This window comes from Nonomuraea fuscirosea, from assembly GCF_003001935.1.
Lineage (GTDB): Bacteria > Actinomycetota > Actinomycetes > Streptosporangiales > Streptosporangiaceae > Nonomuraea > Nonomuraea fuscirosea.
Window position 1 is genome coordinate 271,557 of the sequence record NZ_PVNG01000012.1, and the last position, 14,394, is coordinate 285,950.

The following is a 14,394-nucleotide window of genomic DNA, read 5'->3' on the forward strand; positions in this document are numbered from 1 at the left end:
CTCAGAAAGGAGAGTCGAGCGGCACCTGCCGCACCCCGGGCAGGTACGGGTCGAGCTCGCCCAGCTCGAACCGCGACATCCCGACGACGTGCCAGAACTGCCCGGCGAAGTCGCCCTGCACCTTGTACCGGCCGTCGGGCGCCAGGGCGGCCCACCCCTCGGCCAGGCCGAGCAGGGTCGCCCGCCGCTCGCCGCCCTCCCACAGGATGACCACGCCGTCGTCGCCGGCACTGGCCAGCAGGTCGGCCGCGGGGCTGTAGGCGACCGAGAGGACCCGGCGGGCGTGCCCGGCCAGGGTGTGCCGCGGGCGGCCGGTGGCGGTGTCCCAGACCCGGACGAGCAGGTCGTCGCCGCCGGTGGCCAGGCTGCGGCCGGAGGCGTCGAACGCCACGCTCCACAACCTGCCGCCGGCGTGGGTGAGCGTGTGCACCAGGCGGGGCTGCCACGGCTGGCCGGGGCGCAGCTCCCACAGCAGGGCCCTGCCGTCGTTGCCCGCGCTGGCGAGGTGGCGGCCGTCGGGGGAGAAGGCCACGGAGTAGACCCGGTCGGTGTGCCCCTCCAGGGTCGCCACCCGGCCGCCGGAGGCGACGTGCCACAGACGGACGAGCTTGTCGTCGCAGCCGGTGGCCACGTAGTTGCCGTCAGGGCTGAACGCGATCGAGCGCACCCGCCCCCGGTGGTCGGTGAGGTGGCCCGCCAGCCGCCCGGTCGGGCGGTACCAGATGCGGACGCTGTCGTCGTCGTTGGCCGTGGCCAGCAGGTTGCCGTCGGGGCTGAACGCCTCGGCCCACACGTGCTCGGTCTCGGCGTGCAGCTCGCGCTCGTAGTCGCCGGTGGCGGCGTTCCAGAAGTGCACGCCGCCGTCGTTGCTGGCGGTGGCCAGCGTCGGCCCGGCCGGCGAGAACGAGGCCGAGACCAGCCGGTCGGCGGTGCCGGTGAACTCGCGCAGCCGCCGCGCGGTGCGCGGCTCCCACAGGCGGACGATGCCGTCGTTGCCGCTGGTGGCCAGCATGGTGCCGTCGGCGCTGAACCTGACCGAGGAGATCCGCCGGCCGTGGCCGCGCAGCACCCGCTGGCACTGGCCGCTGCCGGGGTCCCACAGGCGCACGGTGCCGTCGTTGCTGCTGGTGGCCAGCTGGCGGCCGTCGGGGCTGAACGCGAACGGCCACACCGAGCTGCGGTGCCCGGTGAGCTCGATCTGCTGGCCGCCGCCGAGCCGCTGCAGGCGTACGGAGCCGTCGGAGTCGCCGGTCGCCAGGAGTTGCCCGTCGGGGCTGAAGGCGACCTGGTAGACGGCCGCCGCGTGGGTGAGGTGCACCCCTCGCGACTCGCCCGACGGGTCCCACAGGCGGACGCTGCCCGCCGTGTCGCCGGTCGCCAGCAGCGAGCCGTCGGGGGCGAAGGTCACGCAGTAGACGCTGCCCAGGTGCCCGTGCAGCTCGTGCAGCAGCCGCCAGCTGGCGGTGTCCCAGAGCCGGACGGTGCCCGCCTCGTCGCCGGTGGCCAGCAACGAGCCGTCGGGGCTGTGCACGGCGCGGTAGACGCTGCCCCGATGCTCGCCGAGCGTCACCCGCACCTTGCCCGAGCGCAGGTCCCAGACGCGGACCACGCCCGCCGAGTCGCCGATGACCAGCGACGAGCGGCCGAAGGAGGCGGTGAAGACGGGGGCCTGGTGTCCGGCCAGTTCGTGCACGAGCCGGCCGGTGGCGCTCTCCCAGACGCGGACGACGCCGTCGCCGCCGCCCGCGGCGACCAGCTCGCCCGAGGCGTCGAAGCGGACCGGCCAGACGCCGTCGGGGTGGCCGCGCAGGCCCCGCAGGGGCTCGCCGGTCATCGCGTCCCACAGCAGCACGTTGCCGTCGCTGGCGCCGGTGGCCAGCATGCCGCCGCCGAACGTGACCGCGTACACCCGGCCCTGGTGTCCTTGCAGTGTGCGCACGGGCGCGCCGCCCGCGCACAGCAGCACGCCGCCGTCCTCGTTGCCGATCGCGAGCGTGGAGCCGTCGGGGCTGTAGGCGATCGGCTCGGGCAGGCGGCTGGTCTGGAAGTGGTAGCCGTACGGGACGCCGATGCCGGCGGGCGCGAACTGCACCTCGACCGGCTGCCCCGGCACCACGGCCGCGCCCGGCAGGTGCGGCAGCGTGCCGGTCACGTCGATCAGCGCGGCCCGGTGCCAGCGGGCGCCCTCGACCGCGGCGTCACTCAGGTCGACCCGGGCCAGCCTGGCCCCCGACAGGTCGGCGCCGCGCAGGTCGGCCCCGGTGAGCTGGGCGCCGTCGAGCCGCGCGCCCACCAGCCTGGCCTCGCGCAGGGTCGCCCTGGACAGGTTGGTGCCCGCCAGCGTCGTCTCCGACAGGTCGGCGCCGGTGAGGTCGACCTCGCGCAGGTCCCTGGCCGACAGGTCCTCGCCCTTCAGGTTGGCGCCGCGCAGGTCCGTACGGGCGGGCGTGCGCAACCTGGCGGCGATCTTGACCGCGTTGGCCTTGGCCTGGTCGTCGGGCTGGGGGTCGGCCACCCAGGCGCGCAGCGCTCGGACGTCGGCCAGGTCGCACAGGAACTCGACGGTCAGCGCCGACAGCGGCCGCAGCGACAGCAGGACCGGGTTGTCCAGGGTCGTGGCGATGTGGCGGGCGATCAGCCACTCCATCACCGACGCGTGGATGAACCCGAACATCCCCTCCTCGGTGCGGACCAGCAGGCTGCCCGAGCCCATCCGGAACGCGGCGTGGGCGGCCGAGAGCTGCCCGTCGGCCAGGTCGGTCAGCGTCTCACCGATCTCGGTCAGCTCGTCCACGCCCAGCAGTGACTCGCCGCTCTCCCACAGCCGCACCGCCAGCGCCGTCACCACCCGCCACAGCTCCCCGACGGTCAAGGCCACGGCCGAGCCGGGGACCCGGGCGCGCCGCTCCTCGAAGGCCAGCCACGAGGTGAGGATCTCCTCGTACAGCAGGGCCGGGCTGATCGTGTGGCGGGCCTCGGCGACCGTGCGCAGCCGGTCGGCGTCGAGGTCGGCGATGAAGCTGAGCATGCGCGGGTTCTGCGCCAGCGCGAGCAGGTCCTCGATCTCGGCCATCAGCGACATGCGGGCGCCGGCCTCGTCGCCGTCGGCGAACCTGTTGGCCAGGTAGGAGCGGATCTGGTCGTGGGTGAAGTCCTCGACGCCGAGCACCCGCCGCTGCGGCAGCACGCCGACCATCTCGCCGAGCGAGGTCAGCACCTGGCTGTGCGACTTGAAGTGCTGGGTGCGGCTGGCCACCACGATCTTGGCCTTGTCGTCGGCCGCCGCCAGCAGAGTGGACAGGTGGTCGGCCGCGCGGTCGTAGGTCAGCCGGGTCACCAGCTCGTCGAACCCGTCGAACAGCAGCACGATCCGGCCCTGCCGGAGCAGGTAGCGGAACGCCTTGAGATCGATCACCTCCTCGCCGTGGCTCGCCAGATGGGCCGCGACCAGCGCGTCCACCGAGTGGGCCTTGTCGAGGGCGCGCAGCTCGATCAGGATCGGCGTCAGGTGCGGCAGCTCGGCGGGGATGCGGCGGGCCAGCTCGCGCAGCGCGAACGTCTTGCCGTGGCCGAAGTCGCCCAGCAGCAGCAGGAACCGGCCGTGGTCGGCGGCCAGCAGCCGCATCAGCTCGTCGGTCAGGCCGTGCTTGACCTGGCTGCCGGGGCGGTCGAGCTCGCGGTAGCGCTGCGGCACGTACAGGTGGGGCGGGTAGCGGCGGTCGTTGGTCAGGCGGGCGGTCTGCTCGCCGACGTAGCCGCTCAGATCGAGCAGCCCCTGGAACTCGGTGAAGCTGCGCAGCCGTACGCCCTTGCGCATCAGCTCGTCGCGCAGCGCGCGGGAGGCGGGCGGCCCCTGGTAGACGAGCTCGGCGGGCAGGCCGGCGGCGTGGGCCCGCCGGGCGAACTCGTTCGCGGCCTCCTCGGCCGCGTCGCCCGCGTACGCGCCGATCATCGTCTGGCGGACGAACCCGTCCTCAGGATGGGTGACCACCAGATGGGTGCCGAACCTGCGGATCCTGGCGCGTTCGTGCCGGGCCTCGCACACCTCGGTGATGCGGTCGAGCAGCAGCTCCACCGGGCTCGGCTCGCGTTCGGCCGCCTGGGGCGCGGGCGCGGCGGCGGGCGGGCTCTGGCCGGTGAACGTGGTCCGCGCGGCCCGCCAGCGTGAGCGGATCAACTCGGGGCGCCCGTCCGGCCGGCCTTCCGGCAGCCAGACGCGCAGCCCGTCGGGGCCGATCTCGACGACCTGGTGCCGCCCCGAGCGCGGCGCGGCGATGCGCCCCTCCACGGCGGACCCGGTGGCTGTGCCGCTTCCTGAACCGCCGTGGAGGAGCAGGTTGAGCCGGTGGCCCAGCAGCCGCTCGAACGTCTGGGCGTCGCGCAGCTCGCCCGGCGGATGGCCGAGCCCGCCGAGGCGCAGCCAGGCGTCCTCCTCGAACTGCCGCAGCCGCTCGGCGAACCACGCCGCCTGCGCCTCCCCGAGCAGCGCGTACGCGTCGCGTTCCAGATGACTCATCGCCATCGTCGAGTTGAGCCCCGCCACGACCACCTTCAGATCGGGGATCTCGAACAGCGTCCACGGCTGCGCGGCGTCGAACACGCGGTCGTCCAGCCCCTGGTAGACCTCGCCGAACAGCTTCGCGAAGTGCCGCCACTTGGGCCAGTAGGGGGGCTGCGGGCTGACGTCGTCGGCCTCGCAGGTCATGAAGTACGCGCTCGCGGCGGCCTTGGTCACGTCGCGCGGGCCGGGCAGCAGCACCAGCCGGTGCGGCTCCAGCCCGATCAGCAGCCGCAGGTCGGTGATGAACCGCGTGGCCTGCCCGAACTGCCCGAGACTGCCCGACTCGGTCAGGTCGCCGCTGACGACCATGAGATCGGGGCGGGGCATGCCGCGGTCGTACATGGCGGTCAGATCGGCCCAGATGTGCGCCTGCATGTCCTCCGGCGTGAACGGGTCGCCGGGGTCGGGCAGCGCCCGGCCGAACCTGGGGCCGCCGATGTGCAGCACGCTGATCGACTCGCGCCCGCGGTCGTCGCCCGCCGCCGGCGGGAACTTCGGCGCCGTCACCGGCGAGCGCCGCGTCCTGGCCCGCTCGGCGGGCGGCGGCAGCGACGGCGGGGACGGCGGCACCTGGGAGCCGTCGGGGAAGGCCGGCGCGGCCTCCGGCTTGGCCCGGCCGGACATCGCCTCCCTGACCCGGCTCAGCAACTGCGCCCTGGCCTGCCCCGGGTCGGTGACCCCGAGCAGGTCGACCCACGTGATCGTGGACAGCAGGCCCTCGACCTGGACGTCCTCCAGCCTGATCGTGACGAGCTTGTTGGACGGGTTGTCGGGGTCGGCGCGCAGCGCGGCCTGCCACTCCATGCGCCCGTAGCGGGAGCCGAGATAGTTGCGCGAGAGCACGGCCACGACCAGCTGCGCCTCGCTGACCCCGCGGTCCATGAAGTCGATGAAGTTGGTGCCGGGCACGAAGTCCCACGCCTGGATCATGGTCTTGTAGCCGGCCGCCTCCAGCTCCCAGGCGATCCAGGTCGCCCATGCCGTGTCGGCGGGGGAGTAGCTGACGAAGATCTCGGTCGGCCTGCCGTCACGTGCCATCTGCTCAGTATCCCCCGGGGATGCGGGCACGGGATCGGCATTTTCCCGGCGGTGTGCGGTCGTCCTCGGGTGTCGCGGCTTCCCGCCTTGTGCGATCATCGTCGGGTGTTGCGGCGTCTCGGCGTGCTCGACCTGATCAGGGTCGGGCTGCTGCTTCTCGGCCTGGTCTTCGTGGCGACCGGGCTGCTGCCCTGGGCCGAGGCGGTCGGGAGCCTCACCGAGATCGGCCCGCTGCTGATCTTCCTGGTCGCGATCATCCTGCTGGCCGAGCTGACCAAGGAGGCCCAGGTCTTCGACGCCATCGCGGCGAGGATGGCGGTGCTCGGCGGCGGCAATTACGCCGCCCTCTTCTTTCTTTGTACCGCTTTCGCGTCTTTTGTCACGATATTTCTGAACTTGGACACGACGGCGGTGCTGCTCACCCCGGTCATGCTCGCCCTCGCCCCCCGCGCCCGCATCGCCGCCCTCCCCCTGGCCATGACCACGATCTGGCTGGCCAACACGGCGAGCCTGCTGCTGCCGGTGTCCAACCTGACGAACCTGCTCGGCATCAGGAAGATCGGCCTCGACGCCCAGGAGTTCGCCGCCCGCATGTGGGCCCCCCAGATCGCCGCCATCGCGGTCACGATGGCGTTCCTGTGGGCGTTCTACTGGCGCCGCGGCGAGCGCCGCGACCTGCGCTACACCCCGCCGATCCTGGAGCCCGTGGCCGACCGCGCGCTGTTCGCCGCCGCCTCGGCCGGCTGCCTGCTGTTCATCGCCCTGCTGCTGTTCAAGGCGCACGTCGCCGTCGCCGCCACCGCCGCGGCGGCCATCGTCCTGGCGGCCTTCCTGCTGCGCGCCCGCGAACGCCTGACCTGGAGCCTGGTGCCCTGGCAGCTGCTCATCTTCGTGACCGGCCTGTTCCTGGTCGTGCCCACGCTCAGCAACCACGGCCTGTCCGCCCTCATGACCTGGATGATCGGCGGCGACGGCGACCCCTATCGCGCCGCCGCGGTCGGCGCGGGCCTGTCCAACCTGATCAACAACCTGCCCGCCTACCAGGCCGTCCAGCTCGTCATCCCGGCCGCCGACCGGGACCTGCTGCTGGCGCTGCTGGTCGGCACCAACGTCGGCCCGGTCGTCACCCCGTGGGCCTCGCTGGCCACGCTGCTGTGGTTCGAGTCGTGCCGCCGCCACGGGGTCAAGGTCCCGATGCGGCGCTTCCTGCTCACCGGCGCCGGGCTGGCCGTCGTCGGCCTGCTCGTGACGGTGTGGACGCTGGTCACGTTCGGCTGAACGCGCTCAGGGCTCAGGGGCTCAGGCGGCGGCCGGCTCGTAGGCGGCGGTGACCGCGTCCAGGGCCCAGCGCATCCGGCGCACGTACGTCTCGGGGTGGTCGCCGGCCTCCTGCGCCACGTACGCCGCGCACCACGCCGGGTCGCCGCCGCACGCGCACAGCCGCTCGTCCACGGCCGCGCGGATCCGGTAGGCGGACAGGTCGTCGGACGGCTGCAGGGGGGTGGCGAAGAGCACCTGCGCCAGTTCGGTGGTGGTCATCATGTCGGGCTCCTCTCCGCGGTGCCGTTTCCGCGGCACTCTCTAATAAGACGTCGAACGGCGGCGAAACTCATCGACAAAAGACACACAATATCCGTGCACTTTTCCTCACCCCAGAAGGGAGAGAAGTGCAGGCATGGAGCGGGGGTGGGCCGCCACGAAGCTGCGCGTCTCCGCGGCGTCCACGCGCTCCTCGTACGGGCCGCCGTCCAGCGCCCGGATCTCGGCGCCCGCCTCCATCGCCAGCAGCGCCCCCGCGGGCAGGTCGATCACCCCGGCCCGGTAGCCCACGACGCCGTCGATGTCGCCGCGGGCCAGCATCGCCCACGCCAGCAGCGGCGCCCACAGTTGCAGCACCCGGCGCGCGTCGAGGTCGAGCGCCGTCTTCAGCCGGCGCAGGGTCGGATCGTCCCTGGCGACGTCGTACCCCTGGATCCAGGCCAGCAGCGGCCCGCGCGAGTGCGGCCGGTGGACGGCGGTCAGGCGCGCGCCCGACGAGGCCGTCGCGCCCCGCCCCCGCACGGCCGACCACGTGCACGCCGACACCGGGTCGTGCACCACGCCGACCTGCGGCAGCCCGTCGCGGCACAGCGCCAGGCCCACGACGTAGGCGGGCAGCCCGATCGCCACGTTGTTGGTGCCGTCGAGCGGGTCGACCAGCCACGTCCACTCGCCGCCCGCCGCGCCGACCAGCCCCGACTCCTCGGCGATCACCGTGTGCGACGGGTACGCCGTCAGGATCCGGTCCAGCAGCAGCCGCTCCGAGGCCAGGTCGAGATCGGTGACCACGTCACCCGCGTCGCCCTTGGCCCGCACGCCCAGTGCCCCCCGCGTGCCCTTCAGCAGCAGCGCGCCGGCCGCCTCCGCGGCCTCGACAGCGATCTTGCGAGCGTGGTCCAGGTCCATCGAGGTGCCCTCTCAGGTCAGGTGCGCGGTGATCAGGCGCACGGCCGTGGCCGTCTCGCCGGGGTCCAGCGGCTGCCTGGACACGTGGTGGGCGCCGCCGTGCAGCGGGCCCAGGGACAGGTCGCGGCTGCCGGGGCGGCCACTGCCGAGCGCGATCGTGGCCGCCTCGCCGCCCTCGGGCACGACGCTGCTGTGGAAGAGGCCGGCGGCCAGCGTGTAGGTGTCGCCGGGCCCGAAGACCTCCACCAGGCCCGTCTCGTGGCGCACGGTGCGGGGGGTGGGCGAGATGCGGTCGCCGTCGGCGCCGCTGACCACCTCGTAGACCCGGTGCGTGGCGTCCGCGCCGGCGTCGGCGACCACCGCGTGCACGTTGCGCATCTGGCCGTAGAGCACATGGCTGACCAGGTCCCAGCTGTGGCAGTGGATCTGCGACGTGGTGCTCTCGGCGTGCGCGAGCGAATCGGACCACAGATGGAGGCATACCCCCTCACCGCCGTCACGCTCCAGCGGCAGGCAGACGAATCCCAGCGGATGCCGGACCGCGCCCAGATCGGGCCGGGCCAGCACGTCCAGGGCCCACCGCCTGGCCTCGCCCGCGGCCAGCACGTCACGTACGCCGGAGTAGCTCATGACCCGTAGGGATCGACGGCGCGCAACGCCTTGCGGGCGATGTCGACGACGTCACGGCCGTCGTACGACTTGGGCAGGGGCACCCCGATCCGCTCGAACAGCTCCTGCACCTCCTCGATGGTGGGCTCGTCGCCGAGCGGGACCTTCTTGTACATCTCCAGCGGCACCCGCCGCGCCTGTTCGAAGCTGAGCCGCAGCTCGGTGTCGCAGTTCTCGTAGTAGAACGTGTCGGCCAGCGCGGTCATCGCCATGTTGGGGTCCTCGACCGTCATGATCAGGCGGGTCGTGGACAGGTCCCAGCGGAACGTCGTCATCGTGGCCGACAGGCCGACCCCGATGTCGAGCAGGCCGTAGCGCTGGCGGTGCCAGAAGGCGGCCAGGATGGTCGCGTACGACTCCTTCCTGGCCCGGTCGGTGGTCCACGTCTCGCCGGTGGCGTCGGGATGGTCCTGCAGCGAACGGCGATAGTGCGCGTACGTCTCGCACACCTCCGCGTTGGTCGGGTCGATGACCTCGACCCTGACCGTGAGGTGGCGTTTGTCCCTGCGCGCGGCCGCCACGCACGCCGGCAGCGTCACCGCGCGCAGATAGGTGCCGGTGCCGCCCTTGAAGCTCCACCTGGTCGTGTCCTTACGGGCCTCGGCGTGGGACTGGGCGATCTCCTGACTGCTTCCCAGCACCCTGACGAGTTCGAGCGCGTCGAGGGCCCGGCGCGTGCTGTGTGCCAGATTCTCCAGCTCCTCCAGCCTGGCCAGGCGCAGCGGGAGCTCGGCCAGCGCGCCCGAGGTGATCGTCTTCTCCACGGGCGCCTGCCTGACCCGGTCGCGCAGCAGCGCGGTGGCCACCAGCGCCAGGATCACCAGGGTCGCGGCGGTCACGAGCTGGCGCTGGATGTCCTCGCCCTCGGGGCCGAAGATCTCGTCCGGCATGATGCCCAGCACGCCGACCACGATCGCCAGCCCGAGCGCGATGGCGCCGTCCGCGTTGTGCGCCGCCCATGAGGCGGCCTGTCTCAACGCCGCCATGAACCGTGCCATCGCTCGCCCCGCCGTCCGACGATCAGTCAGTTCCCGACGTCATGGTAACGACCGCGCCATGCGACTGCCAGCACACGCAAAGGAGTGATCCCCTGTCGGAAGGTGGCCCGGAATATTGCCTCGCCTGCGCGAAACCGGCGATTGTAGGATCCGACGGCATGATCATGGATCCGCACCTTCTGCGCTACTACGAGCAGGGCGGCGAGCTGACCAGGTTGCGGCAGGGGCGGGGCCGGCTGGAGTTCTGGCGTACCCGTGACGTGCTGCTGCGCACGCTGCCGCCGGCGCCGGCGAAGGTGCTCGACGTGGGCGGCGGCACCGGCGCGCACGCCGAGTGGCTGGCCGCCGAGGGCTACGACGTCGAGGTGATCGATCCCGTGCCGCTGCACGTCGAGGAGGCCGCGGCGCTGCCCGGCGTACGCGCCCGCCTGGGGGACGCCCGTGACCTGCCCGTCCCCGACGGCGCGGCCGACGTGGCGCTGCTGCTCGGCCCGCTCTACCACCTGCCCGAGCGCGCCGACCGCGTCCGCGCGCTGCGCGAGGCCCGCCGCGCCGTCCGCGCGGGCGGGCTGGTCGTCTCGGCCTTCATCAGCCGGTACGCGGCCCTGCACGACAGCGTCCGCCTGGGCACGCTGCCGCTGGACGGGCGGGTGGAGGTCGAGTACCGCACCCTGGAGACCGGGGAGATCGTCTCGGCGCGGGAGGGCGGCTTCCGTGGTTACGGCCATCGTCCCGAGGAGATCGTCGCCGAGTTCACCGACGCGGGGCTGCCCCGGCCGCGTGTCCACGGCCTGGAGGGCGCGTTCTGGCTCTACGGGGACGTGGACGACTGGCTGGACGACGACGGGCGGCGCGAGCTGCTGCTCGACGCCGCCCGGCGGCTTGAGTGCGAACCGTCGCTCCTGGGGGTCAGCGGCCACCTGCTGGCCGTGACCCCCGCCGTGACCCCAGTAGGAGACCTGTGACCTAGAACCAGCCGCGGTGGCGGGCCATCTGCTCCAGGCCGCGCTGCAGGGCCGCGTCCGCCGAGTTCGGCGGGTCGTCGTACCGCACGGTGAACCGGTTGTAGGCGTCGTGGCTGGAGCTGAGGAAGCCGCCCCGCTTGTCGGCCTCCAGGATGACGTCAACCTGCCGCGGCCCGGCGATGAACGTCAGCTCCAGCTCGTTGAAGTGCCGCCGCCACTGACCGCCCGCGTAGTACTCGATCTCCTGGAAGAACGGCATCGTCGAGCCGTACAGGGTGCCCCGTTCGAGGTCGGCCTTCTTGAACTGGAAGCCCAGCCGGTCGAGGGCGCCGAGCACGTGGTCCTGCGCCGGCAGCGGACTGACGAACAGCGGGTCGAGGTCGCCCTTGTCGAGCGCCCCCGCCAGCGCCAGCTCCGTCTGGACGCCCAGCCGCATACCGCGCAACGGATGCCCCGCGATCGCGCTGATGGGGGTCTCCCACGGGATCGGGACCTCGAACGGATGCTGGTGCTGCGCGCCCGCGGCGAGCTGGAACGTCCCCGCGACCTGCTGGCGCAGGAAGCTGTAGGACGTCTTGTACTCGTTGTCGCCCTGCTCGACCTCGACCACGGCGGTGAGGTCGATGTGGATGCCCTCGACCTTGTACTCGGAGTTGCCGCCACGGAAGTGGACGACGCCGCGCAGCAGGTCGCCAGGGCGCACGCCCGTGTCGGTCAACACCGTGTCAACCTCGACGCCCGCGCCGAACGCGGCCATCAGCTTGCGGAACACCATGGAGTTCTCCTATGCGGAAGGTGTACGGCCGTTCACTTGACCCGCTCCCGTACCCGAGATGCGGGGGAGCAACTGGGCGAGCAGGAGGGTGGACAGCGCGGAGTCGGCCTGACCCTGCTGGGTGCGTACGACCAGCGGCTGGGGGGCATTCTCCGCCAGTTTCGCGCCCACGTCGAGACGCTTGCGGGCCAGCTCGTACTGCAGCACGGCCCGGTTGTCCCGATACGACTCGGCCAGCCGGCGCAGCGCCTTGGCCTCGTTCTCGGCGGAGGTGAGCTCGGCGCGGCCGCGCGCCTCGATCTCCCACGTCACCCGCTGCGCCTCGGTCTCCTGCTCCTCCAGCATGCGGGCCACGTCCTTGCGGGCCGTGTTGTGGGCGGCCTTGACCTCGACGACGCGGGCGTCACGGGTCTTCTTGGAGCGCTCGATCTCCATCAGCAGGGTGTCGATGCGGCGCTTGCGGGTCAGCTCCCACTCGCGCTCGTAGGCCGACAGCTCCTTGGCCACCTTCTCGCGGGTGGCCAGGTGCTGCTGGTACTGGTCGGGCAGCTGCACGTCGGGGATGTTGGAGCCGGTGACGCGCACGCCGTAGCGGCCCAGCTGGCGGTTGAGCGCGTCCTGCATGTCGCCGACGTCGGAGCCGCGCAGGTCGTACGCGCGCTCGGTGTTGACCCTGCGGCTGCGCTGCCTGATCGCGTCCTGCACCGCGCTGGACAGCACCAGGTCGAAGTTGCCCGCGCCGATCGTGCGGACGAACGCGACCGGGTCGACGATCCGGAACTTCAGGAAGAACTCGATCGACTTCAGCGGCACGTTCTCGGCGGTCGGGCAGGCCACGATCGGCGCCGAGTACGGGATCTCGGTGGAGGTGTCGACGACCGCGTCCACCCGGTCCCACGGCAGCCAGAGGTAGTGCCGGCCGGGCGGCAGCGTGCCGGTGATGGCGCCCCAGCGGCTGCGCACGCCCGTGGTGCCCTCCTCGATCTCGATGATGGCCTTGCGCCACATCGTGATCAGGGCGATGAGCAGGAAGAACAGCGCGGCGAGCGCTGCGGAGACGGTGAAGTCGGTCAGCGCCGCCATGCCGGCGAAGTAGAGCGCCAGGAAGATCAGCGTCATCCAGGCGAAGCCGCGCCGGTCCTTGGGGATGACGACCGGCACGAGCTGGCCCTGCTCGCCGCCGCGCAGGAGCTGGCGGATGTCGCCCCAGGAGGCGACCGATTCCTTGATCTTGGAGAAGTCGCGGTTCATCAGATCCCACTCCCAGCCTGTCCGTGGTGCTTGCCGCCGGGCAGCAGCCGTTCGACGGTGGATTCGAGGTCGGAGTCGGGCTCCGGCACCTGCGGCGGCTGCTCCACGTCGGCGGCCGTCTTGGCCAGCAGCGACGCGATCTCGCCCTCGCGGCCTCGTACGCGCAGGCCGATCTCGTCGAGCCTGGACCGGATGGCGGCCATGTCCTCGGCGGAGAACAGCGCCGCGCCCTTGCCGCCCACGAGCTGCTGGGCCAGGGCCAGGAAGTCGATGTCGGTCTGGTCGCCCACCTGGACGACCTGCGGCAGCCTGGTGGAGACCGACTCCAGCTTGGTCAGCAGGTCCTGCTGGAAGCGGTAGTCGAGGATCTCGGGCGCCTCGGCGGCCGACAGCGCCCTGATGTCGAGCGCCTGGGCCTCCAGCAGTGCGGCGTTGGCGTTGGCCGTGGACTCGGCCTCGACCAGGCGCTGCCTGGCCTGCGCGGTGGCCTGGTGGGTGGCGCGTTCGAGCGCGGTGTCCATGCGGGCCTGGTAGCCGGCGATCTCGGCCTGGATGGCGCTCAGCGTCTCCTGCAGCCCGGCCAGCTCCTTGATCAGGTCGCCCTCGTTCTGCTCCTTGCGCAGCTGGAGCTCGTACTCGTAGGTGTAGGCCTCCTTGGCGACGCGCACCATCTCGGGCGCCGCCAGGTCCATCCGGTACTCCTGGCTGGACGGCTCGGCGTGCGTGATGTTGACGTCGGTGAGGCGTACGGCGGGCAGGAACTGCTGGTTGAGGCTCTCCAGCATGCCGAGCGTGCTCTCGCCGACCAGGTCGTAGATCTCCTCGGCGCGCTGGGCGTAGATCAGGGAGCGGGTGACCTCGCTGATGGCGTTCTGCAGCTTGGACTGGAAGCCGCTGACCGAGCCGAGCACGAAGATGAACTCCGCCGGGTTCTCGATCCTGAACTGCAGGAACAGGTCCACGCTGGCCTTGACGCCCTGCTGCGTGGGGGCCTCGCTGATCGGCGCGTTGAACGGGTACTCGCGGGTGGTGTTGACGATGTAGCTGACCCGCTTCCACGGGTTGAACAGCGTCACCCGGCCCGGGTCCGCGATGTGCACCAGCTTGCCGAACTGCGTGATCAGCGCCTTGCAGCCCTCGGGGACCATCACCACGCTGCGCCGCCACCACAGGAACGCAGCCGACAGCACCAGCACCACCCAGTAGTGCGGGCCGAACACCACGTCCGCCTGCGGGACGATGTTGCCGAGCGCGCCGATGAGGCCGAGCAGCACGAGGATGCCCAGCGGCACGATCACCTTGGCGGTGCTGCCCTTGGGGATCACCACGGGGGAGATGACGTGCATGCCGTTCTCGGCGAAGCTGCGGTTGACGATCTCGCCGGCCTCGTTGAGCGACGCGGTGCGCGCCTCGATGAGGGTGCCGACGGACACACCGCCGTCGCGGGCCGCGGCGAAGTCGTGCGGGTTCAGCGCGAAGCCCTGGGCCTGGCCCTGCATCTGGCTGGCCTGGCCGGTGACCTGTCCCACGGCTTGGCCCACCGCCTGGCGTACGTCACCCCCTTGGGCCACCGTTCGGGCTATGCCCTGTCCTGCCTGGATCAGTGCCTCTCTGGGTCGTGACATGAAACCTTCCTCTTCCGCTACAGGCGAATTCGACCGTATCGGGTATGACTTACTGTTCGCTTGCAAT

The 14,394-nt window shown here is 72.0% G+C and carries 10 protein-coding genes; 2 read left to right on the forward strand and 8 right to left on the reverse strand.

All coding sequences use genetic code 11. From position 1 onward, the window contains the following. Window position 1 precedes the first annotated feature (1 nt). Window positions 2–5,599, reverse strand: a complete 5,598-nt coding sequence (locus B0I32_RS27790) for a WD40 domain-containing protein (RefSeq protein WP_106244741.1) — start codon at window positions 5,597–5,599, stop codon at window positions 2–4. 105 nt (window positions 5,600–5,704) lie between these two features. On the opposite strand from B0I32_RS27790, the gene B0I32_RS27795 reads away from it, so the two are divergent. Next, complete coding sequence (locus tag B0I32_RS27795) at window positions 5,705–6,877, forward strand: ArsB/NhaD family transporter (RefSeq protein WP_245956067.1); 1,173 nt, start codon at window positions 5,705–5,707, stop codon at window positions 6,875–6,877. Between the two features lie 21 nt (window positions 6,878–6,898). Here B0I32_RS27795 and B0I32_RS27800 read toward each other — a convergent pair whose 3' ends face one another. The 4 genes from B0I32_RS27800 to B0I32_RS27815 all read right to left on the reverse strand — a co-directional run bounded on the left by B0I32_RS27800 (window position 6,899) and on the right by B0I32_RS27815 (window position 9,699). After that, window positions 6,899–7,141 carry a hypothetical protein gene (locus tag B0I32_RS27800; RefSeq protein WP_146178341.1) on the reverse strand — a complete coding sequence of 81 codons (243 nt, stop codon included), beginning with the start codon at window positions 7,139–7,141 and terminating at the stop codon, window positions 6,899–6,901. Between the two features lie 105 nt (window positions 7,142–7,246). After that, window positions 7,247–8,044, reverse strand: a complete 798-nt coding sequence (locus tag B0I32_RS27805) for an inositol monophosphatase family protein (RefSeq protein WP_106244744.1) — start codon at window positions 8,042–8,044, stop codon at window positions 7,247–7,249. A 12-nt stretch (window positions 8,045–8,056) separates the two neighbouring features. Then, entirely contained in the window at window positions 8,057–8,674 is a 618-nt protein-coding gene (locus B0I32_RS27810; RefSeq protein ID WP_106244745.1) for a hypothetical protein, read from the reverse strand. Beyond that, window positions 8,671–9,699, reverse strand: a complete 1,029-nt coding sequence (locus tag B0I32_RS27815) for a hypothetical protein (RefSeq protein ID WP_245956068.1) — start codon at window positions 9,697–9,699, stop codon at window positions 8,671–8,673. Before B0I32_RS27815 ends, B0I32_RS27810 begins: the two co-directional genes overlap by 4 nt. Before the next feature lie 170 nt (window positions 9,700–9,869). Between B0I32_RS27815 and B0I32_RS27820 the strand changes: the two genes are divergently transcribed. After that, window positions 9,870–10,676 (forward strand): class I SAM-dependent methyltransferase, encoded by an 807-nt coding sequence (locus B0I32_RS27820; RefSeq protein WP_106244746.1) that lies wholly within the window; start codon window positions 9,870–9,872, stop codon window positions 10,674–10,676. A gap of 1 nt (window position 10,677) precedes the next feature. On the opposite strand, the gene B0I32_RS27825 is transcribed toward B0I32_RS27820, so the two are convergent. Genes B0I32_RS27825 through B0I32_RS27835 form a run of 3 tightly spaced genes read right to left on the reverse strand, consistent with a single transcriptional unit; the run spans window position 10,678 to window position 14,327 of the window. Then, the gene (locus B0I32_RS27825; protein WP_106244748.1) at window positions 10,678–11,451 is read right to left on the reverse strand and encodes a sporulation protein; all 774 of its coding nucleotides are present in this window, start codon (window positions 11,449–11,451) and stop codon (window positions 10,678–10,680) included. 9 nt (window positions 11,452–11,460) lie between these two features. Next, entirely contained in the window at window positions 11,461–12,702 is a 1,242-nt protein-coding gene (locus B0I32_RS27830; RefSeq protein ID WP_106244750.1) for an SPFH domain-containing protein, read from the reverse strand. Continuing rightward, window positions 12,702–14,327: an SPFH domain-containing protein gene (locus B0I32_RS27835; RefSeq protein WP_106244751.1), complete on the reverse strand. Its 1,626-nt coding sequence runs from the start codon at window positions 14,325–14,327 to the stop codon at window positions 12,702–12,704. Before B0I32_RS27835 ends, B0I32_RS27830 begins: the two co-directional genes overlap by 1 nt. Window positions 14,328–14,394: the final 67 nt, after the last annotated feature.

Excerpts from the sequence above, each read along its gene's own strand:
- B0I32_RS27790 (WP_106244741.1), bottom strand. The coding sequence starts at position 5,599 with ATGGCACGTGACGGCAGGCCGACCGAGATCTTCGTCAGCTACTCCCCC.
- B0I32_RS27800 (WP_146178341.1), bottom strand. The coding sequence starts at position 7,141 with ATGATGACCACCACCGAACTGGCGCAGGTGCTCTTCGCCACCCCCCTG.
- B0I32_RS27805 (WP_106244744.1), bottom strand. The coding sequence starts at position 8,044 with ATGGACCTGGACCACGCTCGCAAGATCGCTGTCGAGGCCGCGGAGGCG.
- B0I32_RS27810 (WP_106244745.1), bottom strand. The coding sequence starts at position 8,674 with ATGAGCTACTCCGGCGTACGTGACGTGCTGGCCGCGGGCGAGGCCAGG.
- B0I32_RS27815 (WP_245956068.1), bottom strand. The coding sequence starts at position 9,699 with ATGGCGGCGTTGAGACAGGCCGCCTCATGGGCGGCGCACAACGCGGAC.
- B0I32_RS27820 (WP_106244746.1), top strand. The coding sequence starts at position 9,870 with ATGATCATGGATCCGCACCTTCTGCGCTACTACGAGCAGGGCGGCGAG.
- B0I32_RS27825 (WP_106244748.1), bottom strand. The coding sequence starts at position 11,451 with ATGGTGTTCCGCAAGCTGATGGCCGCGTTCGGCGCGGGCGTCGAGGTT.
- B0I32_RS27830 (WP_106244750.1), bottom strand. The coding sequence starts at position 12,702 with ATGAACCGCGACTTCTCCAAGATCAAGGAATCGGTCGCCTCCTGGGGC.
- B0I32_RS27835 (WP_106244751.1), bottom strand. The coding sequence starts at position 14,327 with ATGTCACGACCCAGAGAGGCACTGATCCAGGCAGGACAGGGCATAGCC.